The organism is Mesocryomonas lacus, assembly GCF_055730105.2.
The window spans coordinates 15437-37041 of the sequence record NZ_JBUZWF020000005.1; the positions used below are offsets into that span (position 1 = coordinate 15437).

Genomic DNA, 21605 nt, shown 5'->3' on the forward strand with positions numbered 1-21605 from the left:
ATGAACGCGCCCGCCTTTCGCGCGCGACCGGACGCCGCGCCGGTCGATCTCTACCTCACGCGCCTGCAGAATCAGGGGTTTGCCGGCGAAGTCGGCCGGGATACCGCCAGCCGCCTCGTCTCGGCCACCGACAACAGCATCTACCAGGTCCTGCCCGCCGCGGTCCTGTTTCCGCGGACGGGTGACGACCTGAACATGGCCGTCGCGCTGGCGGCCCGCGCCGAAGGCGGCCCACTGCCGCTGACCGCGCGCGGCGGCGGCACCGGCACGAACGGGCAGTCGTTGACGGCGGGGATCGTCATCGACACGTCGCGCCATTTGACACGCATCCTGTCGCTCGACGCGGCCGGCCTCACGGTGACCGTGGAACCGGGCGTCGTCCTCGACCAACTGAACCGCTTCCTCGGCCCGCACGGCCTGTTCTTCCCGCCGACGGTGTCGACGGCGACGCGCGCGACCATCGGCGGAATGGTTGCGACGGACGCCTCCGGCAAGGGCTCGCGGGTCTATGGCCGGACGTCGGATTATATCGAGGCGATGGACGTCGTGCTGGCGGATGGATCGGACTTCCGGGTCGAGCCGCTGTCGCCCGCCCGGCTCGATGCCCTCTGCGGGGAAGACAGCCTTGCCGGCCGCGCCTGCGCCGAGGTTCGCCGCGTCGTGACCGAGCAGGCGGACGAAATCGCCCGGATCTTTCCCCGCATGAACCGGGGGCTGACCGGCTACAATTTGCAGCGGACGCTGGATGCTGACGGCAACTTCTCGCTCCACCGCTTGCTGGCGGGGTCGGAGGGAACGCTGGCGCTGACCAAGTCCGTCACGCTTCGGGTGCTGCCGAAGCCTGCGCACCGCGCCCTTGCCGTCATCCGCTATGCGAGCGTCGACGCGGCGCTGTCCGACGTCGGGCGGCTTCTCGAGGCCGATCCGCTGGCGGTGGAATTCCTGGACGAGAACGTCATCGCGCTGGCCCGCCAGGACATCGTCTGGGCCGGCATCGGCCAGGTGCTCGGCGGCGATCGCGACGACGACGTGAAGGGCATGAACTTCGTCGAGTTCGTCGGGGAGAGCGAGGCGGCCATCGCATCGCAGCTGGCGGCGCTCGAGGCGGTGCTGGCGCAAGCGTTGGAGCCCTCCGTCGTCGACTGGAAGCTGATCTCCGGTCCCGGCCTCATCGCACAGCTCTGGACCTTGCGCGAAAAGTCGGTTGGTCTTCTCGGCAAGGTGCCCGGACGCCGGCAAGGCACGGCTTTCGTCGAAGATGCGGCCGTGCCGCCTGACAGACTGCCGGACTTCGTGCGCGCCTTCCGGGCTCTCCTCGACCGGCACGGCCTGGCCTACGGCATGTACGGGCATGCCGACGTCGGCTGCCTGCATGTGCGGCCGCTCCTCGACATGAAGGACCCCGACGACGCGGCACTGGTCCGGCCGATCTCCGACGAGGTTGCGCGTCTCACCCGCGACTATGGCGGCCTCCTCTGGGGGGAGCATGGGCGCGGGTACCGCGGCGAATACTCGCCGTTCTTCTTCGGGCCGGTGCTCTATGCGGAACTCTGCCGGATCAAGACGGCGTTCGATCCAGAGAACATCCTCAACCCCGGCAAGCTGACGACGAGCCTTGGCGGGGTGCCGGTGCAGGCAATCGACACCGTGCCGCTGCGCGGCGCCGTCGACGCGACGATCCGGCCCGAACACGCCGATGGCTACGAGCGCGCGCTCGCCTGCAACGGCAACGGTGTCTGCTTCAGCTGGGATGCGGACGAGGCGATGTGCCCCTCCTTCAAGGCGACGCGCGACCGGACGCAATCCCCGAAAGGCCGTGCGACGCTGCTGCGCGAGTGGGCAAGACGGCGCAGTCTGGCCGGGGACGGATCGTCCGATCCCGGCCTTGCCGAGATCGAGCAGGCCGTGCATGCCTCCCTCTCCAACTGCCTTTCCTGCAAGGCCTGCGTGACCCAGTGTCCGGTTCAGGTCGACATCCCCTCGATGAAGTCGCGCTTCCTCGAAGTCTTCCACCGCACCCACCGGCGCGCCTTGCGCGACCATCTCACCGCCAGCCTGGAGCAAGTGGCGCCGCTGGCAATGCGCTGGCCAAGGTTTGCCAATGCCCTGGCCTCGTCCCGGCCAGGACGCAGCGCGCTGAAGGCCATCGGGCTCGTCGACCTGCCGGCCTTTTCCAGCACGCCTTTCCGGACAGGCCGCATCGACACCGCGGCGCTGTCGGCGCTGCCCGACACGGAAAAGGCCCGCACGGTCATCCTCCTGCCCGATACCTTCACCTCCGCCTTCGACACCGCGGTGCCGCTGGCGGCGCAGCGCCTGCTGCAGCAGCTGGGCTACGCCGTCCACGTCGCGCCGCTTCTGCCAAACGGTAAGGCGCTGCACGTCCTCGGCTTCCTCCAGCGGTTCGCGTCGACGGCAAACCGCGCCCGCGCGCTCCACGCAAGCCTTGCCGCAACGGGCGTTGCCGTCGTCGGCCTCGACGCGGTGACGACGCTGATGGGCCGTTCTGAATACCGGAACCCAAAAGAGAAAGCGATCGATCTGCCGGTGGTGACGCTGGACGAGTTCCTGGCCCGCGCGCTCGACAAGAACAGCCTGTCCGTTCGGCGGGCGTCGGCGCCCCGCAGCTACAGCCTGTTCCTCCACTGTACCGAGAAGACCGCGATGCCGCAGGCGGCCGGGCGCTGGGAAACGGTCTTCGCCGCCTTCGGCCTTGGCCTCACAGTGGCGCGGACGGGATGTTGCGGGATGTCGGGACTGTTCGGCCATGAGCGCGAGCATGCCGAGATGTCGGAAAAGCTCTTCGACATGAGCTGGCGCGCGCCGCTGGACAGCCTGCCGGAAGGATCGGTGGCGGCGAGCGGCTTTTCCTGTCGCTGCCAGACCCATCGCCTGACGGGACGGCGGCCACCCCATCCCGTCGAAATCCTGCTGCAGGCGCTGGAAAGCGAAAATTAGAGATTGGCCGCGACAGGCGCCGACCTCGCAAGGTTCAGCGCCCGGCCTCCCGCCTGATCCACGTGACGAAAGCCGCCACCAGCGGCGCATGCTGCACCTGGAGCGGGGTCACCACGTAATAGGCGCCATTGCCCTTGTAGGAAGGCTCTTCGAGCGCCACGAGCTGGCCACTGGCAAGCTCCTGCTCGACGAGGAACGTCGGCACGAGCGCCACGCCCATCCCCGCCGCTGCCGCTTGGCTGGTCATCGCGAACTGGTCGAACAGCGGGCCACGGTAGGGATGGGGATGGTCCGCCCCGCAGGCATGGAACCACTCCTGCCAGAGGCTGGGCCGCGACGCCTGCTGCAGCAGCGTCGCCCCCGCGAGATCGCCGGCCTTCCGAAGGCCCCGCGCCTCAACATAGGCAGGGCTGGAGACCGCCACGATGCTTTCATGGCAGAGATAGACCGTCTCGCCATGCGGCCAGTTCGGCGCGCCATAGTGGATCGCGACGTCCACCACCTTTTCGGAAAAGTCGAAGGGCTCGGGTTCGGTCGACACCATGACGGTGACGTCAGGATGTTCAGCCAGAAACTCGGGCAGGCGGGGGATCAGCCACCGCGAGGCGAAGGTCGGCAGCACCGCCAGCCGGAGCGCGGACTCGCTGCCGGCCGCCGCGATGATCGAATGCGTCTCGGTCTCGTATTCCCGCAGAATGCGCCGCGCCGACCGCATGTAGCGCTCGCCGAGCCGCGTCAGTGTCACGCGCCCCTTGGTGCGGTCGAACAGGACCACCCCGAGGGTCTCTTCGAGCTGACGAACCTGCTTGCTGACGGCGCTCTGGGTCAAGGCCAGCTCATCGGCGGCCATGGTGAAATTGCCATGACGCGCGGCTGCCTCGAACGTCGTCAACTCCTGGAGCGAAGGCATCAGACTGCGCGAAAGACCCATTCATTCCTCGCCATTCCAAATTGGCATGGGGGTACAACAGAGCGTCCCTTGCAGCCCGAGAGCCAACGGGAGATACCGACAGTCCGAACATGTCAACTGTGCAAGGACGAACACATGGCTCATCCGCAGCGCCTCGCCGACGAAGTCGCCGGCCTCCTGAACACGCTGGGTGTCGATCTGACGCGGCACAAGGGCGGCACGCGGGCGGTTCGCTCGCCCCTTACCGGCGCGACCGTGGCCGAGATCCGCGACACGACGCCGGCGGAGGCTTCGGACCTCGTCGCGAAGGCCCACGACGCGTTCCTGCAGTGGCGCACTGTCCCCGCGCCGCGGCGCGGCGAGTTCGTGCGGCTGCTGGGCGAGGCGCTGCGGGCGGCCAAGGACGATCTCGGGCGCCTCGTCACCATCGAGGTCGGCAAGGTGCCGTCCGAGGGCCTCGGCGAGGTCCAGGAGATGATCGACATCTGCGACTTCGCCGTCGGCCTGTCGCGCCAGCTCTACGGCCTGACCATGGGCTCCGAGCGGCCCGACCACCGCCTTCAGGAGCAGTGGCATCCGGCCGGCGTCGTCGGCGTCATCTCGGCCTTCAACTTCCCGGTCGCGGTCTGGAGCTGGAATGCCGCGCTCGCCTTCGTCTGCGGCGATGCCGTGGTCTGGAAGCCCTCGGAAAAGACGCCGCTGACGGCGCTCGCCGTCCAGGCACTGACCCAGCGCGTCATCGCCGGCTTCGAGGAGGCGCCCGAGCACCTCAGCGTTCTCATGATCGGCGGCCGCGATGTCGGCGGCGCACTTGTGGATGACGGCCGCGTGCCGGTTCTCTCCGCTACCGGTTCGACCGCCATGGGCCGCATCGTCGGGCAGCGGGTCGCCGCCCGTTTCGGCCGTGCTATCCTGGAGCTCGGCGGCAACAACGCGACCATCGTCGCGCCCTCCGCCGACCTCGACCTTGCTCTGCGCGCCATCGCTTTCGGCGCGGTCGGCACGGCGGGCCAGCGCTGCACGTCGCTGCGCCGCCTGATCGTCCACGAGAGCATTTACGACACCCTCGTCTCGCGCCTGAAGAAGGTCTACTCGACCGTCTCGATCGGCAATCCGCTCGAGGGCGACGTGCTGGTTGGACCGCTGTTCGAGGAGGCCAGCTTCCGGGGCATGGAGAAGGCGCTGGAGGCAGCGCGCGTCGCCGGCGGCGCCGTGCATGAAGGCGGACGGGTCACCGAGGGCCTTGCCCCCGAGGCGTTCTACGTGCGTCCCGCCCTCGTCGAAATGCCTGCGCAGACCGGCCCGATGCTCGACGAAACCTTCGCGCCGATCCTCTACGTCGTGAAGTACCGCAGCCTCGAAGAGGCGATCGCGCTGCAGAACGGCGTGCCGCAGGGCCTCTCCGCATCGATCTTCACCACCGACATGCGCGAGGCAGATCGTTTCCTGTCGGCTGTCGGCGCCGATTGCGGCATTGCCAACGTCAACATGGGCCCATCCGGGGCCGAAATCGGCGGGGCTTTCGGCGGCGAGAAGGAGACCGGCGGCGGCCGCGAGAGCGGATCGGACGCTTGGAAAGCCTATATGCGCCGGCAGACGAACGCCATCAACTACGGCTACCGGATGCCGCTGGCGCAGGGCGTCACCTTCGACATCGGCGGTGACGACGATACGGGCTCGGCTACCGCATGAGCACCGCGTCAGGCTTTAGTCCGGCAAGCCGGATCGGCGCGATCGGCGTCTCCGAGATCCTGAAGATCACTGCCGAGGCCGGCGCGCGTCAGCGCGCCGGCGAGCCGATGATCATCCTCGGCGCGGGCGAGCCGGACTTCGACACGCCCGAGCACATCAAGGAAGCGGCTGTCCGCGCGATGCGGGATGGCCAGACCAAATACACCGCCCTCGACGGCTCGCCCCAGCTGAAGGCCGCGGTCCGCCTGAAATTCCAGCGCGACAACGGCCTCGACTACGCGCTGTCTGAAATTACCTGCGGCACCGGCGCCAAGCAGATCCTCTACAACGCCTTCATGGCGACGCTCGACGCCGGCGACGAGGTCATCATCCCCGCGCCGTTCTGGACAAGCTATGCCGACATCGTCGCGATCGCCGGCGGCGTCCCGGTGGTGCTGCCATGCCAGGAGGCCGACGGCTTCCGGCTGACGCCCGCAGCGCTCGAGGCGGCGATCACCCCGAAGACGCGGTGGCTGCTTCTCAATTCGCCGTCCAATCCCTCGGGCGCCGCCTATGGGGCCGACCACCTCCGGGGCCTCGCCGACGTCCTGTTGCGCCATCCCCACGTCTGGGCGATGTCCGACGACATGTACGAGCACATCGTCTACGACGGTTTTGCCTTCGCGACCCTCGCCGCCGTCGAGCCGCGGCTCCGGGATCGGACCCTCACCGTCAACGGCGTCTCCAAGGCCTATGCGATGACCGGCTGGCGGATCGGCTATGGCGCGGGGCCCGAGCCGCTCGTCAAGGCGATGGCGGTGATCCAGAGCCAGTCGACCTCCTGCCCCTCCTCGATCAGCCAGGCGGCGGCGGTCGAGGCGCTGACCGGCCCACAGGACATCGTCCTCGCGCGGGCGCAGGACTTCCAGAAGCGCCGCGACCTCGTCGTAGCAGCCCTGAACGCCATTGAGGGCATCACCTGCCGGACGCCCGAGGGAGCCTTCTACACCTTCGCCAGCTGTGCCGGGATGATCGGCAAGACGACGCCGAAAGGCGAGCGTATCGAGAGCGACACCGATTTCGGCCGCTACCTCATGGACGAGGCGAAGGTTGCCGTGGTGCCGGGATCCTGCTTCGGCCTCGCCCCGTATTTCCGCATCTCCTACGCGACGTCCGAGGCGGAGCTGCGGGAGGCCTGCGGGCGCATCGCAGAGGCCTGCGCCGCGCTCGGGTAGCTTCGCGCCGTCGCCTGCCGCTGCTCCGCCATTCTCGCCGTCGACCGGTTACCGAACGGCGCGAACGCCCTAGCTCCGCTTCCCTGTGAAGGCGAAGAAAGGCGATCGCGATGTCGAAGGTATGGTTCATCACGGGCTGTTCGACGGGCTTTGGCCGGGAACTGACGAAAGCAGCCGTCGCGGGCGGGCATCAGGTCGTCGCGACCGCGCGCGACATCGGCAAAATCCAGGACCTCGTCGAGGGACTCGAGGACAAGGTTCTGGCCCTCGCGCTGGATGTCACCGACAAGGCCATGGTCGAGGCGGCCGTGCAGGCGGCCGAGGCGCGTTTCGGGCGGATCGACGTTCTCGTCAACAATGCCGGTTACGGCTACGTCTCGGCGATCGAAGAAGGCCAGGACGACCAGGTGCGACAGCAGTTCGAGACCAACGTCTTCGGACTGATCGACCTCATCAAGGCAGTGCTCCCCGGAATGCGCGCCCGGCGCAGCGGTCACATCGTGAACTTCTCCTCGATCGGCGGCCTCGTCGGCTTCGCGGCGACGGGATATTATCATGCGACCAAGTTCGCGGTGGAGGGACTGTCCGAGTCCCTTGCGGTGGAGACTGCCCCGCTCGGCATCCACGTGACGCTGGTCGAGCCCGGACCGTTCCGCACCGACTGGGCGGGCCGCTCGATCGTCGAGTCGCCGACCCGGATCGCCGACTACAACGAGACGGCCGGCGTCCGGCGGACGCAGACGAGGGAGCGCTCCGGCAACCAGGCGGGCGATCCCGTCCGCGGTGCCGAGGCGGTCATCGCAGCCGTCGAGGCCGCCGAGCCGCCGCTTCGGCTTCTCCTCGGCGCGCCCGCATTGGAGCTCGCCTACAAGAAGCTCGACACGATGCGGGCGAACTTCGACGCGTGGAAGGACACGACGCTCGGCGCCGACTATCCCGAGCACCAAAAGAAGGGGTGACGGCGGGGAGTCGGGGGCTGCCTTTTCAGCGCCCATTTTTTCTGACGCCTGCACTTCAGAACCGGCGCCGGCGCAGCCACCGGTGAGCTGTTCCCGCCCGTCTCGATGGAGCGCGCAAAATCGGGTTTGCGGTCTCCGGGGAGACGCAAGGACCTAGTTGGCGGTAACAGGCATCACACTGCAGGCCTCGAACCGAAACGCCTTCACCAGATCTGCGCAGGCCCGCGCGTTTGCCGCTCGCCAGAGCAGAAATGGTCGGCGCCGAGTTAAGGCGACGACCAGCCGGCCGGCATAGGAGCCCGGCTGCTCTTGCGAGGGCAACACCCAGCAGATCAGGCCTTAAAGAGCATTCCATTCCCCACCGCGCACCGAATAAGGAAACGAGATGCGGGAAACCCGCTCCTCGATCGCTTAGTCTGCCATTGGCCATCGCCGTCGCGCATTCCACGAAAGTCGAGACATGAAGCTCAGATCACTGCTGTTCGCCGGCCTCGCCGCCGCCTTCTCGCTGGCGGTTGCAGGAAACGCCACCGCCGCGCCGGTCAAGGTCGGCAGCAAGAACTTCACCGAGCAGTTCGTGGTGGCCGAGATCTATGCGCTGGCGCTGGAGAAGGCCGGCATCGAGGTGGAGCGCCGGCTGAACCTTGGCGCCACGCTGATCGCGCATTCGGCGCTGGTGAACGGCGAGATCGACCTCTACCCCGAATATACCGGGACGGCGCTGGCGGCCGTTGTGAAGGGCGACCTCCAGGGTGACGAGACGACGATCTACAACCAGGTCAAGGACTTCTACGAGAAGAACCTGAAGCTGACCCTGTTGGACCCGACCAAGCTCAACAATGGCTATGCCATCCTGACGCTCCCCGAGACCGCCGAAAAGTACAAGCTGAAGACGCTTTCGGATCTCGGTCCCGCCTCGAAGGAGCTGAGCTTCGGCGCCGAGGGCGGCTTCGGCGACCGGGCCGACGGCCTGCCCGGCCTGAAGCGGGTCTACGGCATCGAGTTCAAGGATTTCCGCATCTTCGCCAAGCTCGGCATCCGCTATAAGGCGCTGGAGAACAAGGACATCGATGTCGGCTACGGCTTCGCCACCGACTGGCAGATCGCCGACGGAAAGCTTGCCGTGCTCGACGACGACAAGAAGCTCTTCCCGCCCTACTTCCTCGTTCCCGTCGTTCGGCAGGATGCGCTCGCCGCCAATCCGAAGATCGCCGAAGTGCTGAACAAGATCAGCCCGCTGCTGACCACCGACAATGTTCGCGAGCTGAACGCCCGCGTCGATCGCGACAAGGAGGAGCCGGCCGACGTCGCCGCGGCTTTCCTCGAGGCGAACGGCCTCTAGCTATGCGCCGGCCGGATTCACTGGCTCCCTTGGCGGCGCGGGATCGATCCCGCGCCGAATTCTCTCGGACTGCGCGCGTTTGACCTGGGCACCCCGTCACATTCCGGAAATCCTCGAGGCGCTCTGGGAGCATCTCGTCCTGTCCTTCTCCTCCGTTGCGATCGGCTTTGCGATCGCGCTGGCGCTCGGCATCGTCTGCGCCCGGCGGCCGAGGCTCTACGCGCTCGTGCTGACGATCACCGGGATCATCTTCGTCATCCCGAGCCTTGCTCTGTTTGCGCTGCTGATCCCGATCATGGGCCTCGGCGCCGCGCCGGCGATCACCGGCCTCTCCTCCTATTGCCTGCTGATCCTTCTGCGCAATGTCGTCACGGGCCTGCGCGGCGTGCCGGCCGAGGTGCTCGATGCCGCGGACGGCATGGGCTACAGCCGGACCCAGCGCCTGCTGCGGATCGAGCTGCCGCTGGCCCTGCCGCTCATCGTATCGGGCCTGCGCATCGCCCTCGTCACGGTGATCGGCATCGCGACGGTCGCCGCCTTTATCGATGGCGGCGGTCTCGGCACCATTATCCTCACCGGCCTCGACCAGGACCATATCGAGAAGATCCTCGTTGGCGCCCTCCTCACCGCAGCGCTCGCAACGGGCATGGACATGATCCTCGGGCGCGGGGAGAAACTCCTGTCCCGCTGGCGGCCCGCATGACCATCGTCACCGCCGCCTTCGCCTGGATCTGGGAGCACCCCGACACGTTCGGCCAGGCGCTCGGCCGCCATCTCGTAATGTCCTCGGTCGCGATGCTGGTCGCGCTCGCCATCGGCTTTCCGCTGGCGATCCTCATCATCCGCCACCGCAAGCTCGCCGTGCCCGTGGTCAACGCCGTCAACGCGCTGCGCACGGTGCCGAGCCTTGCCATCCTTGCCCTCATGATGCCGCTGATCGGCATCGGTCTGTGGCCGACCGTGGTGGCGCTGATCGTACTCGCCTTGCCGCCGATCCTGATCAACACCTTCGTTGGCCTGCGCGATGTCGACCCGGATGCGGTCGAGGCGGCGACCGGCATGGGCATGACCGAGAACGAAATGCTGCGCCGCATCCGGCTTCCTCTGGCGGCGCCCGCCATGTTCGCCGGCGCACGGACGGCATCGGTGCAGGTGCTGGCCGGCGCGACGCTCGCCCCCTTCATCGGCGGCGGCGGGCTCGGCGACTTCATCGCGGTCGGCATCGGCATGATGGACATGTCGCGCCTCCTCGTCGGCGCGGTACCGATCGCGATCCTGGCGCTCGGCTCCGAGCTGATCCTCGGCCGGATCGAGAAGACCTTCTTTCCCGAAAGTGCCACCGCATGATCCAGATGAGCCATGTCTTCAAGCGCTTCGAGGGAACAAGCGGCGCCGCGGTGGACGATCTCTCGCTCGAGGTCGCCGAGGGCGAGACGGTCGCGCTGATCGGCCCGTCCGGCTGCGGCAAGACCACCACGATGCGCATGATCAACCGGCTGATCGACCCGAACGCCGGCAGCATCCGCGTTGCCGGCCGCGACATCGCGGCGGTCGATCCCGTCACCTTGCGGCGCGGCATCGGCTACGTCATCCAGCAGGTCGGCCTGTTCCCACACATGACCATCGGCGAGAACATCGCCGCCGTGCCGCGCCTGCTCGGCTGGACCGAGACCCGGATCCGGCCGCGCATCGAGGAACTGCTGCACCTCGTCGGCCTCGATCCGGCGGCAATGCGCGACCGCTATCCCCGGCAATTGTCCGGGGGCCAGCGCCAGCGGGTCGGCGTCGCCCGGGCGCTGGCGGTCGACCCGCCGGTGCTCTTGATGGACGAGCCTTTCGGCGCGCTGGACCCTATCGCCCGCGCGCGGCTGCAGGACGAGTTCCGCCAGATCCTGCAGCGCGTGAAGAAGACCGTCGTGCTGGTCACCCACGATCTCGACGAGGCGATCCGCCTTGGCGACCGGATCGCGCTGATGCGGGCGGGGCGGATCGTCCAGTACGATACGCCCGACGCGGTTCTGTCGCGGCCCGCCGATGCCTTCGTCGAGAGCTTCGTCGGCATTGACCGCGCCATCAGGCGCCTCGGGCTATTCACGGTCGCCCAGGCGATGGCGCCTTCGGAGATGGCGCCGGCGGGCGCCAGTGCAGTGGCCAGCACGGCGAACCTGCGCGATGCGCTGGCGCTGATGGTCGGTGCGAACGCGAGCGAGCTTGCGGTCGTCGACATTGACGGGACACCCGTCGGCCGCCTGACGCGCGACGCGATCTTCGCCCTGTGACCCCTGTCCCCATCCTTGCCCTGTCGATCAACGCCGGCACGGAAACCCCTTTTGCCGAGCTTCGCGATCTCATGCTGATGGCGGAGGCCCGCGGTGTGGATTTCATCCAGCTGAGCGGCCACACGCCCTCGGATCTCGACGAGACGATGCTCGCCTCGGCTTTGGCCGGCGAGACAAAGCGCATCGGCATCATCGCCGCTGCCGATCCCGGCAGCCACCGGCCCTACAATCTCGCCCGCCGCTTCGCCTCGCTCGATCTCCTCGCCGCGGGTCGCTCCGGTTGGGCGGTCCAGGGCCTGACCGAAGACGATGCGGAGTATCTCACCGTGGTCGCCGCTCTCTGGCAGAGCTGGGCGCCGGACGCCTTCGCCTACGACAAGGCGGCAGGCCGGGTCTTCGATCCGGCGAAGATGCAGGTGCTCGGTCATGAAGGGCCGCGCTTTTCCGTCCGGGGACCGCTCAACGTGAACCCCTCGCCGCAGGGGAGTCCGCTCGTCGTCATCGAGCCTTGCCCGAAAACGCTGAGGCTCGCGACAGGCCATGCCGACGTGATCGTCTTCCGGACCGGACAGGACGGGATCGACGCCACCAGGATCGAAGCCAAGCTGACCGAGGCCGGACGAGACCGGGCGGCGGTGCGCCTGCTCGAAGTCTGGCCAATCGCACAGGCAGGCCCCGCACCCTCCCCGTCCGGCGGGGCTGACGGGCTGCTGCTGGAAGGATCGGCGTCTTCTATACGGAGCTTCCTCTCGTCAAGCGACAGGCTCGGCGGCACTGATGAGGCGATGACGCTCCGCGCCCGGCTCGGCTTGGTCAAGCGGCGGACGCCCCCTGCCGGGAGCCGCCGATGACCGTTCGCCGCATGAAGCTCGGCGCCTTCCTGATGGCCGGTGGCCACCACATCGCCTCGTGGCGGCATCCGGATGCGGAGGCCCGTGCCGGGATCGATCTGCCGCATTTCGCCGCGATGGCGCGGCTGGCGGAAAATGCCGGCTTCGACCTCCTCTTCCTCGAGGACGCGGCGGCGATCCGCGAGCGCAATTCCGAGATCGCCTCGCAGGCGGCGCGGTCGACGACGTTCGAGCCACTCAGCCTGCTGGCGGCGCTGGCGCCCCAGACACGCCGCATCGGCCTCGTCTCGACCGCCTCCACCAGCTACAACGAGCCTGACACCCTCGCCCGTTCGCTCGGCACGCTGCAGCATGTCAGCGGCGGTCGCGGCGGCTGGAACCTCGTGACCTCGGCGAGCGAACTCGAGGCGGCCAACTTCGGCTCTAGCCTGCGCCCCCCGGCCGAACGCTACGCCCGGGCGGAAAGCGTCATCGACGCGGCGATGGGCTACTGGACGGCCAGGGGAATCGAACTGCCGCTGATCGTCCAGGCCGGCGCCTCCGAGGCCGGGCGGGCGCTGGCCGCCCGCACCGCGGAAGTCGTGTTCACCGCGGCACAGACCCTCGACGAATCCCGCAACGGCCTTCGCGCCTTGAAGGATCTCCTGCCGCGTTTCGGCCGCCAGGATGCCGATCTCATCGTCATGCCCGGCGTCTGCCCTTACGTTGCCGAGACACGCGAGGCGGCCCGGGCGAAATACGACACGCTGCAGCGACTGATCCCCGATGCCGTCGGTGTCGCGCTGCTGGCGAGCTATCTCAGCCTGCCCGATCTCCAGGAGCACTCCCTCGACGGACCACTGCCCGACATGCCCGCCAATGCCGGCATTCAGAGCCGGCAGCAGCTGATGGTCGATCTCGCCCGCCGCGACGGCCTGTCGATCCGCGACCTTGCCCGCCAGTTCGCCGGCGCGCGCGGCCACTGGCAGGTGATCGGCACGCCCGAGGATATCGCCGACGCGATGCAGGAGCGTTTCGAGGCCGGCGCCGCCGACGGCTTCAACGTGATGGCGCCGTTCTTCCCCGGCGGCCTCGAGGATTTCGTGCGGCTCGTCCTGCCCGAACTCCGCCGCCGCGGCCTCGTCTCCGAGCAATCCGACGGCGGCAGTCTGCGCCAGCGCCTCGGCCTCCCCACCCCGCCTTCCCCCCGAGGACATCCCGCATGACCGATACCGCTCACGATCCGATCTACATCGACTACCTCAACGCCCTCGACATCGAGGCTTTGAAGCTGACCGATGCGGAGATCCTCTCCGCCGTGGAGGCAGGCCTCGGGGCGCAAGGGCGCGGCGAGACGGTGATCGAGCCGCGCGTCCACCTCGAGCCGGATCCAGCCTTTCATGGCCACTTCAACGTGCTGCGCGGCTACGTCGCGCCGCTTGGCCTCGCCGGGGTGAAGGTCGTCGGCGACTTCGTCGACAACTACAAGCAGAACCTGCCGTCGGAGTTCGGCGTCCTCAACCTCTTCGATCCCCGCACCGGCGCGCCGAAGGCGATCCTCGATGCCACCGCAATTACCGACATGCGCACCGGCGCCGTCACTGCGCTCGGCGCGCGGCATCTCGCCCGCAAGGGCTCGAAGGTGCTGGGGCACATCGGCGCGCGCGGTACCGCCTACTGGAACGTGCGGCTGCTCGACCACGAGTTCGACTTCGACGAGATCCGCATCCATTCCCGCCGCCCGGAAAGCCGCGAGGCGTTTGCCGCCAAGCTCGAGCGCGATCTCGGCAAGCCCGTTATCGTGACCACGGACTGGCGGAGCTGCATCGAAGGCGCGGACATCGTCGTCGAGGCGTCCCGTTTACCCGTGCCGGAACCCTTGCTCCTCACCGAATGGATCAAGCCGGGCGCACTGGTGGTGCCCTACGGCACGATGAGCGCGGTGGAGCTGTCGCTGACCGACATCATGTCGAAGCTCGTGGTCGACGACTGGGGCCAGTGCAAGGGCGGCAAATTCGGATCGCTGCGCGCCCATGTCGAGGCCGGCAAGCTCTCGGCGGAAACTTTGCATGCCGAGCTCGGGCAGATCATCGCCAGCCTGAAACCCGGACGCGAAAGCGACGACGAGACCATTCTGTTCTGGCATCGCGGGCTGTCGCTCAGCGACATCGCCCTTGGCGCGGCGATCCTGCAGAAAGCTGGGACGGCCGGCATCGGGACAAGGTTGCGGTTCGCCTGAGGCAGCGAGCCGTGCCGATGCGCTTGAGCGGCGACTGACGGGCCTTCTCGTCAGAACAGGTCGAGTTCAGCGGAGAGAGTCTCAGCTTTTCCACGACGCTCCAGCGCCCACAACACGGATTTGTGAACGCCCGAGGTAAATGGACAGTCCGGTCGTCGGAACACTGCCGACCGGCGCCTCCTTGCAGTGCCGAGGAGAACGCTTGGCATGATTTATTCGCGCTTTGTCAGAGAGGACGACCCTGCTGGCACCCCTGTAGCCGGCCGTTTGCAGACAGTTGGAGCGCTGCATCGGATGGAGGCATGACGGCGCTGCCGCTGACGAAGGTGCCGTCGATCGTCGTCATCAGCGATTTCGTCGACAACACCCCTCCCCGAAATTCTGAAGCGTCGGTTGCGACGGGTGCTGACGGCAGCCATCAGGAAGAAGCTTTCGCGCCGGCCGAGGAGGTTTCTCGTGCGCGCGAAAACCTCGACGTCATCGGCGGCTATCTCGAGCGGTTGCCGCTGGCCTGCATCAAGTCCGGCATCGTCGACTACGCGGAAATCTGGCACCACCGGAGGAGCGACGGCGGCGACCGGTTCCGCCGAGACGGCTCGCTGCTGTCACGCCGCAGTTTCCAGCTGGACCGCGAACCGGCACCCTTCGGCTCCAGCGACATGCTGGGCTTCCTCGAAGCCAATGGCGCGCCGCATATCCTCTGCGTCTACGGCCTCGGCGTCGATGCCGACATTCTCCGCGCCTGCGGCAACAGCTTCAAGGTCTACAACTCGATCGACGCGCCGGCACTGCGGGTGCCGCCGGAGGTCAGCGGGCTCTTCGACCTCGTCCTCACCGGTGCCGAATGGCAGAGCCAGGAAGTCGAGGAGCGTCATCCCGGCATGGCGACGGCGATCATGCCGATCGGCCCGGAATTTGCCGACCCGCTGACGTTTCGCCCGCTTGGCCTGCCGAAGGACTACGACATCATCTATGTCGCCGCGGCACAGCCCTACAAGCGGCACGACATCCTGTTCGACGCGCTGGAGCGGCTGCCGCGCTCGCTGCGCACACTCTGCGTCTTCGGCTACGGCGAGATGGCCGGCGAACTCCGCCATCGCGCGGAGGAGAGCGGCCTCGATGTCGACTTCGTCGGCCCGCCAGGCGTGCCTTTCGAGGAGGTCAACCGGCTGATGAACCGCGCTCGCATCGGGGTCGTCTGCGGCGTCGACGACGGCGCGCCGGCGATCATCACCGAGTACATGCTGGCGGGCCTGCCGGTCCTCGCCAATGCCCAGTTGAGCTGTGGCCGACAGTTCATTCTGCCGACGACGGGAGGCGTCGCTGAAGCCAGCGACTTTGCCGAAGCCATCACGGCGATGCTGGCGGACACTGCAAGGTTCGCGCCGCGACAGGCCGTTCTCGACCACTGGACCTGGCCTCGGACAATCGAACGCCTCCAGCCGTTTTTACCACAACGCCAATAAGCCGATTACGTACGCTTTCGTACAGGAACGCGTCTTCCACCCCTGCGGTTCAGTTTCACCTGCTTACGAGAGAACTTCCCCTTGTCGAAGCCTACGCACTATAACTCCGGATTAGTAGACGTCAGCGCTGTCGATACAAAGTTTACTGACAAGTCTCCGGTTATATGCTTCTCCCATCTTCGTTGGGACTTTGTCCTGCAGCGGCCACAGCATCTTATGCGCCGTTTTGCTGCGGGACGGCGGGTCTTCTTCTTCGAGGAGCCGATCGGGTGTGACCACCCCTTGCCCTATCTAGAATATCATCCGTTCCCCGCCGACAACGTCATCGCGTTGCGGCCCCGGCTGCCGCATTGGTGGAACGAGGCGGAACGCGAAGCCGGCCTGCGGCAACTGCTGGACATGCTCGTTGAGACCAGCATGACCACGCCGCCGGTGTTGTGGTTCTATACGCCGATGATGTTCGCCTTCGCCGGGACGCTGCCGTCGGCCGCCGTCGTCTACGACTGCATGGACGAACTCGCCGGCTTCCGCTTTGCCGATCCGCGGCTGCAGCAGCAAGAACGCGATCTGTTGGCCCGGGCTGACGTCGTCTTCACCGGCGGATACAGCCTCTACGAGGCAAAGCGCCATCTGCACGCCTCGGTCCACGCGTTCCCTTCGGCAGTCGATGCGGCGCATTTCGGAACTGCCCGCGAGAACCGTGCCATCGTGCCGGCCGATCAGGCTGCATTTACGGGCCCGGTTCTCGGCTTCTTCGGCGTCATCGACGAGCGGATCGATCTGGCGCTGATCGAGGCTGTTGCGACGGCGCGGCCGGACTGGTCGATCGTGATGATCGGCCCGATCGCCAAGATTGATCCCGCCAGCCTGCCGCGCCGACCGAACATCCACTGGCTCGGCAACCGTTCCTATGCTGAACTGCCAGCCTACCTCGCCGGCTGGGATGTCGCGCTGATGCCGTTCGCGATCAACGAGGCGACCCGCTTCATCAGCCCGACCAAGACGCCGGAATATCTTGCTGGCGGCGTTCCCGTCGTCTCAACAGCGATCACCGACGTCGTGCGCCATTACGGCGCGCTCGACGCTGTATCGGTGGCGAACTCGCCGGCTGAATTCATCGCCGGCTGCGAGGCGGCGCTCGCCTTGCCGCCGGCTGGTACCTGGCGGGATGCCGCCGATGCCGTGCTTGCCGACATCTCCTGGGACTGCACGTTTGCCGCAATGGACAGGCTCGTCGGCGCGGCGGTTCAGCGTGCCCGTGCGGCGCGGGCGGACGCGGCCAATGACGAGCGTCCGGCCGCCCCGGCGGTTCGCACCACGAGCCGTCCGAGCTACGACGTGCTGGTCGTCGGCGCAGGTTTTGCCGGCGCAGTGCTGGCCGAGCGGCTGGCCGCGGGCTCCGGCAAGCGTGTGCTGGTCGTCGATCGCCGCGATCACATCGCCGGCAATGCCTATGATCATCTCGATGAGGCGGGCGTGCTGGTGCACCGCTACGGTCCGCATATCTTCCACACCAACAGCCAGCAGGTGGTCGACTACCTCTCGCGCTTTACGGCTTGGCGTCCTTACGAGCACCGCGTGCTGGCGCGCGTCGGCGACAAACTCCTGCCGATGCCGATCAACCGCACGACCTTGAACCTCCTCTACGGCCTCGACCTCGCCGACGAGAGCGCCGCGGCGGCTTTCCTGGCGGCGCGCGCCGAGACGGTCGAGACCGTCCGCACGTCCGAGGATGTCGTCGTCGCCGCAGTCGGGCGTGAGCTCTACGAGACCTTCTTCCGCGGCTATACCCGCAAGCAGTGGGGCCTCGACCCCTCGGAGCTCGACAAGTCGGTCACCGCGCGCGTGCCGACCCGGACCAGCACCGACGACCGCTATTTCCAGGACAGTTTTCAGGCCATGCCGGCCAGAGGCTACACGGCCATGTTCAAGCGGATGCTCGATCATCCGGGCATCACGGTCGAGACATCCGTCGACTTCCGCGATCTCGGCGATGTTGCGGCAGAGCATACGGTCTTCACGGGCCCAATCGATGAGTTTTTCGACTACCGTTTTGGCAAGCTGCCTTATCGTTGCTTGGCCTTCCGTCATGAAACCCACGACAGCGAGCGCTTCCAACCGGTCGGCGTCGTTAACTATCCCTCCGAGGAAGTGCCCTATACGCGGATCACTGAGTACAAGCACCTCACCGGCCAGATCCATCCGAAGACCAGCCTGACCTACGAATTTCCGTGTGACGAGGGCGATCCCTACTATCCCGTCCCGCGTGCCGAGAACCAGGCGATCTACCGGCAGTACGAGGCCTTGGCTGAGTCGCGGCCGGACGTCAGCTTCGTCGGGCGCCTGGCCACCTACCGTTACTACAACATGGACCAGGTCGTCGGTCAGGCTCTCGCCACCTACCGCCGGATGACCGCACAGCGGGCGGGTGCTCCCGTCAGCGCAGGTGCCGCTGCCAGTCCGACAGCTTGATGCCGGACGATGCTGCACGCAGGCGCCTGCGCGTCTGCCTGGCGACCGACAGCCTCGAACCCTCGGGCGTCGGCGCGCACATGCTGCTTCTCGCCGGCGAGCTATCGGGCGAGATGGAGGTGTTGATCGCCGCAGACGCTGCATCGGGCCTGCTAGATGCAGCAGCCTCCAGGGACCTTACGGCGCGGGCCATCAACGATCCCGCCGATTTCACGCGCTGGCTGCAGCGAGCCCGCATCGACATTCTGCACATCCATGCCGGCATCGGCTGGGAAGGGCATCTGCTCGCCCGGATCGGCCGCGATGCGGGCGTGCGGACGGTTTTGCGCACCGAACACCTGCCTTACGTCATCACCGACCCCGGTCAGGCGAGAACGCACGCCGAGGGTCTGGCGCTGGTCGACCGGCTTGTCTGTGTCTCGCAGGCGGCAGCCGACAGTTTCCGCATCGCCGGCCTTTCCGACGATCGCCTGGCGACCATTCCCAACGGGGTCGAGCCAAGGAAGGCCGTGCGCGGCCGGCGCGAGACGCGCATCGCGCTCGGCATCTCCGACGACGCGCCCGTTCTGCTGACCGTCGCACGCTTTACCGAACAGAAGGGCCATGACGTCCTGATCTCGGCGCTGCCAGCGATCCGCGCGGCGCATCCGGACGTCATCCTGCTGCTGGCCGGCACCGGGCCGTTGCAGCCGGCGATCGAGGCCGACATTGCCCGCCTCGGGCTCTCCGGCGCGGTCCGGCTGCTGGGGCAGCGCGGCGATGTCGGCGATCTCCTTGCCGCCGCCGATCTGTTCGTGCTGCCCTCGTTCTTCGAGGGCCTGCCGCTGGTGGTGCTGGAGGCGATGGCCGCCGGCGTACCAGTGGTGGGCACGGCGATCGGCGGCACCGCCGAAGCGGTGGAGGACGGCGTCACCGGCTGGCTGGTGCCGCCGGGCGACGGCCCGGCGCTGGCCGCGGCGATCGTCGGCGCGCTGTCCGATGGCGCTACGGCACAGGCCGCCGGAATTGCCGGAGAGGCGCGTTTCCGCCGCGAGTTCCAGGCTTCGGCGATGGCAGATGCCACCCGCCGCCTTTACCGCGACACCTTATCGACCCCTGACCAGGACGCTTCCATGCCCCCCATCAGAATTGGCTTTATCGGCGCCGGCGGCATCGCCCACCGCCATCTCGGTGTGCTCGAAAGCTTTGACGACGTCGCCGTCGTCGCCTTCGCCGACACGGACCTTGCCCGCGCAACGGAAACTGCAGCGCGTTTCGGCGCCAAAGCCTTTGCCGACCACGATGCGATGCTGGCGGCCGTCGAGCTCGACGCGCTGTTCATCTGCATTCCGCCCTTCGCGCACGGCGCGCCGGAGCGGGCGGCGATTGCCCGCGGCTTGCCGTTCTTCGTCGAGAAGCCTGTTTCGCTCGACCTTGCGACCGCCGAGGAGATCGCTGCGGCCGTCGCGGAAAAGGGTCTCGTCACCGCCGTCGGCTATCACTGGCGCTATCTCGACACCGTCGACGAAGCGCGGGGCTTGCTGGCTCACAACCCGGCGCAGCTGCTCTCCGGCTACTGGCTGGATTCCACGCCGCCGCCGCAATGGTGGTGGCACGAGGACCGCTCGGGCGGGCAGATGATCGAGCAGGCGACGCATCTCCTAGATCTCGCCCGCTTTCTCGTCGGCGAAGTCGAGGAGGTCTATGGCCGCGCCAGCCAGATCGACCGGCCGGAGTTTCCGGGCCTCGACGTGGCGACGGTCACCACGGCGAACCTCACCTTCGCCTCCGGAGTCGTCGCGAACCTCTCCTCCACGTGTCTCCTCGGCTGGAGCCACCGTGTCGGCCTGCACATCTTCGCCGACAAGCTCGCCATCGAGCTGACCGACCGCGACATCATGGTCGACACCGGCCGCGGCCGTCCGGTGCGCGGCGCCGACGGCGATCCGGTCTGGCGCGAGGACCGCGACTTCATCGATGCCGTGAAGGGCGGCGAGAACCGCATCCGCTCGCCCTATGCCGAGGCGCTGCGCTCGCACCGGCTGGCGCTTGCCGTCGTCGAATCAGCCCGGACGGGCGCGCCGGTCAAGCTGTCGCCGAGCGGCACTCCCGCGATGACCTACGCCCCGCTGCAGCACCAGCCACGGCCGGCGCCGGAGGCGCGCCACGGCCACCGGGAAGTGCGCTCGCTGGGTGTCGAGCGGCCGGGCGAGGCTTACTTCTTCGGCTATGACGAGGGCCCGCCCAACGAGGCGCAGGTGCGGCTCGAAACGCTCTACACCGGCTTTTCCGCCGGCACCGAGCTGACCTTCTATAAGAACACCAATCCCTACCTGCACTCGCGCTGGGACGGCGGCCGCGGCGTATTCGTACCGGGCGAGGCAGGCCAGCATTTTCCGGTGCCGTTCCTCGGCTACATGGAGGTCGCGCGCGTCTGCGAGAGCCGGCAGCCGGCCTTTCCCGTCGGGGGCACTGTCGCCTCGGCCTATGGCCATAAGTCCGGCCATACCGCCGACCCGTTCCACGAGGTGCTGATCCCGGTGCCCGGCGACATCGACCCGATCCTCGGGATCTACGTCGCGCAGATGGGCCCGATCGCGGCGAACGGCATCCTGCATGCCGACGCCGAGCTCGGCGGCGCCAACGTCACCCGTCTCGGCGAGAGCCTGACCGGCCGGCCGGCGCTGGTCATCGGGGCCGGCGTCGTCGGACTTCTCACCGCTCTGTTCGCCGCGCGGGCCGGGGCAACCGAGGTGGTGATCGCCGACCCGTCGCCGTTCCGCCGCGCGAAGGCCGAGGCGCTTGGCTTTACCGCCATGGACGAGGCCCAGGCCTGGAACCATGCAAAGGCCAACTGGCACCATGGTGGCGGCGACCGTGGCGCCGACGTCGTCTTCCAGACGCGCGCCGATGCGCGGAGCCTCCACGCGGCCCTGCAGGCGTTGCGGCCGCAAGGCACGGTCATCGACCTCGCCTTCTACCAGGGCGGCGCCGAAGCGGTGCGGCTCGGCGAGGAGTTCCACCACAACGGCCTCGCCATCCGTTGCGCCCAGATCAACCGTGTGCCACGCGGCCTCGGTTTCGCCTGGAACCGCCGCCGCCTTGCCGCCGAGACGATCGGCCTCCTGCAGGAGCGCGGCAGCGATATCGTCGCCGAGATGATCACCCAGGTCGTGCCGTTCGACGACGCGCCGCGCTTCCTGAAGCATCTCGTCGACGAGCGGCCGGACTTCCTGCAGATCGTCTTCAAGGTGCAGGACTGATG

At 67.6% G+C, this 21605-nt stretch carries 15 protein-coding genes; 14 read left to right on the forward strand and 1 reads right to left on the reverse strand.

Going from position 1 to position 21605, the window contains the following annotated elements:
* Positions 1-2958 (forward strand): FAD-binding and (Fe-S)-binding domain-containing protein, encoded by a 2958-nt coding sequence (locus ACZLZQ_RS17285; protein WP_472950423.1) that lies wholly within the window; start codon positions 1-3, stop codon positions 2956-2958.
* A 34-nt stretch (positions 2959-2992) separates the two neighbouring features.
* Here the strand turns inward: ACZLZQ_RS17285 and ACZLZQ_RS17290 are convergent, their stop codons facing one another.
* A complete protein-coding gene (locus tag ACZLZQ_RS17290; protein ID WP_472950424.1) occupies positions 2993-3868 on the reverse strand; it encodes a LysR family transcriptional regulator in 876 nt (291 codons plus the stop codon).
* A gap of 135 nt (positions 3869-4003) precedes the next feature.
* On the opposite strand from ACZLZQ_RS17290, the gene amaB reads away from it, so the two are divergent.
* From amaB to ACZLZQ_RS17355, 13 genes are all read left to right on the forward strand, one after another.
* Complete coding sequence (gene amaB / locus ACZLZQ_RS17295) at positions 4004-5560, forward strand: L-piperidine-6-carboxylate dehydrogenase (RefSeq protein ID WP_472950425.1); 1557 nt, start codon at positions 4004-4006, stop codon at positions 5558-5560.
* Complete coding sequence (locus ACZLZQ_RS17300) at positions 5557-6774, forward strand: pyridoxal phosphate-dependent aminotransferase (RefSeq protein ID WP_472950426.1); 1218 nt, start codon at positions 5557-5559, stop codon at positions 6772-6774. Before amaB ends, ACZLZQ_RS17300 begins: the two co-directional genes overlap by 4 nt.
* Positions 6775-6884: 110 nt before the next feature.
* Positions 6885-7733: an oxidoreductase gene (locus tag ACZLZQ_RS17305; protein WP_472950427.1), complete on the forward strand. Its 849-nt coding sequence runs from the start codon at positions 6885-6887 to the stop codon at positions 7731-7733.
* A 460-nt stretch (positions 7734-8193) separates the two neighbouring features.
* Positions 8194-9075 (forward strand): glycine betaine ABC transporter substrate-binding protein, encoded by an 882-nt coding sequence (locus tag ACZLZQ_RS17310; protein WP_472950428.1) that lies wholly within the window; start codon positions 8194-8196, stop codon positions 9073-9075.
* Between the two features lie 79 nt (positions 9076-9154).
* Positions 9155-9778 (forward strand): ABC transporter permease, encoded by a 624-nt coding sequence (locus tag ACZLZQ_RS17315; RefSeq protein ID WP_472950429.1) that lies wholly within the window; start codon positions 9155-9157, stop codon positions 9776-9778.
* Positions 9775-10422, forward strand: coding sequence for an ABC transporter permease (locus ACZLZQ_RS17320; protein ID WP_472950430.1), 648 nt, complete (start codon positions 9775-9777; stop codon positions 10420-10422). Before ACZLZQ_RS17315 ends, ACZLZQ_RS17320 begins: the two co-directional genes overlap by 4 nt.
* The gene (locus tag ACZLZQ_RS17325; RefSeq protein WP_472950431.1) at positions 10419-11354 is read left to right on the forward strand and encodes an ABC transporter ATP-binding protein; all 936 of its coding nucleotides are present in this window, start codon (positions 10419-10421) and stop codon (positions 11352-11354) included. The genes ACZLZQ_RS17320 and ACZLZQ_RS17325 overlap by 4 nt, the downstream gene beginning before the upstream one ends.
* The gene (locus ACZLZQ_RS17330; protein WP_472950432.1) at positions 11351-12205 is read left to right on the forward strand and encodes an LLM class flavin-dependent oxidoreductase; all 855 of its coding nucleotides are present in this window, start codon (positions 11351-11353) and stop codon (positions 12203-12205) included. The genes ACZLZQ_RS17325 and ACZLZQ_RS17330 overlap by 4 nt, the downstream gene beginning before the upstream one ends.
* Positions 12202-13410, forward strand: coding sequence for an LLM class flavin-dependent oxidoreductase (locus ACZLZQ_RS17335; protein ID WP_472950433.1), 1209 nt, complete (start codon positions 12202-12204; stop codon positions 13408-13410). Before ACZLZQ_RS17330 ends, ACZLZQ_RS17335 begins: the two co-directional genes overlap by 4 nt.
* A complete protein-coding gene (locus tag ACZLZQ_RS17340) occupies positions 13407-14423 on the forward strand; it encodes an ornithine cyclodeaminase family protein (protein WP_472950434.1) in 1017 nt (338 codons plus the stop codon). Before ACZLZQ_RS17335 ends, ACZLZQ_RS17340 begins: the two co-directional genes overlap by 4 nt.
* Positions 14424-14725: 302 nt before the next feature.
* Positions 14726-15889, forward strand: coding sequence for a glycosyltransferase family 4 protein (locus tag ACZLZQ_RS17345; RefSeq protein WP_472950435.1), 1164 nt, complete (start codon positions 14726-14728; stop codon positions 15887-15889).
* Between the two features lie 216 nt (positions 15890-16105).
* Positions 16106-18361, forward strand: a complete 2256-nt coding sequence (gene glf / locus ACZLZQ_RS17350) for a UDP-galactopyranose mutase (RefSeq protein ID WP_472950436.1) — start codon at positions 16106-16108, stop codon at positions 18359-18361.
* Positions 18361-21603, forward strand: coding sequence for a glycosyltransferase (locus ACZLZQ_RS17355; protein ID WP_472950437.1), 3243 nt, complete (start codon positions 18361-18363; stop codon positions 21601-21603). Before glf ends, ACZLZQ_RS17355 begins: the two co-directional genes overlap by 1 nt.
* Positions 21604-21605: the final 2 nt, after the last annotated feature.

Excerpts from the sequence above, each read along its gene's own strand:
- ACZLZQ_RS17335 (WP_472950433.1), top strand. The coding sequence starts at position 12,202 with ATGACCGTTCGCCGCATGAAGCTCGGCGCCTTCCTGATGGCCGGTGGC.
- ACZLZQ_RS17310 (WP_472950428.1), top strand. The coding sequence starts at position 8,194 with ATGAAGCTCAGATCACTGCTGTTCGCCGGCCTCGCCGCCGCCTTCTCG.
- ACZLZQ_RS17320 (WP_472950430.1), top strand. The coding sequence starts at position 9,775 with ATGACCATCGTCACCGCCGCCTTCGCCTGGATCTGGGAGCACCCCGAC.
- ACZLZQ_RS17300 (WP_472950426.1), top strand. The coding sequence starts at position 5,557 with ATGAGCACCGCGTCAGGCTTTAGTCCGGCAAGCCGGATCGGCGCGATC.
- ACZLZQ_RS17355 (WP_472950437.1), top strand. The coding sequence starts at position 18,361 with ATGCCGGACGATGCTGCACGCAGGCGCCTGCGCGTCTGCCTGGCGACC.
- ACZLZQ_RS17290 (WP_472950424.1), bottom strand. The coding sequence starts at position 3,868 with ATGCCTTCGCTCCAGGAGTTGACGACGTTCGAGGCAGCCGCGCGTCAT.
- ACZLZQ_RS17345 (WP_472950435.1), top strand. The coding sequence starts at position 14,726 with ATGACGGCGCTGCCGCTGACGAAGGTGCCGTCGATCGTCGTCATCAGC.
- amaB (WP_472950425.1), top strand. The coding sequence starts at position 4,004 with ATGGCTCATCCGCAGCGCCTCGCCGACGAAGTCGCCGGCCTCCTGAAC.
- ACZLZQ_RS17325 (WP_472950431.1), top strand. The coding sequence starts at position 10,419 with ATGATCCAGATGAGCCATGTCTTCAAGCGCTTCGAGGGAACAAGCGGC.
- ACZLZQ_RS17285 (WP_472950423.1), top strand. The coding sequence starts at position 1 with ATGAACGCGCCCGCCTTTCGCGCGCGACCGGACGCCGCGCCGGTCGAT.
- glf (WP_472950436.1), top strand. The coding sequence starts at position 16,106 with ATGCGCCGTTTTGCTGCGGGACGGCGGGTCTTCTTCTTCGAGGAGCCG.
- ACZLZQ_RS17305 (WP_472950427.1), top strand. The coding sequence starts at position 6,885 with ATGTCGAAGGTATGGTTCATCACGGGCTGTTCGACGGGCTTTGGCCGG.
- ACZLZQ_RS17340 (WP_472950434.1), top strand. The coding sequence starts at position 13,407 with ATGACCGATACCGCTCACGATCCGATCTACATCGACTACCTCAACGCC.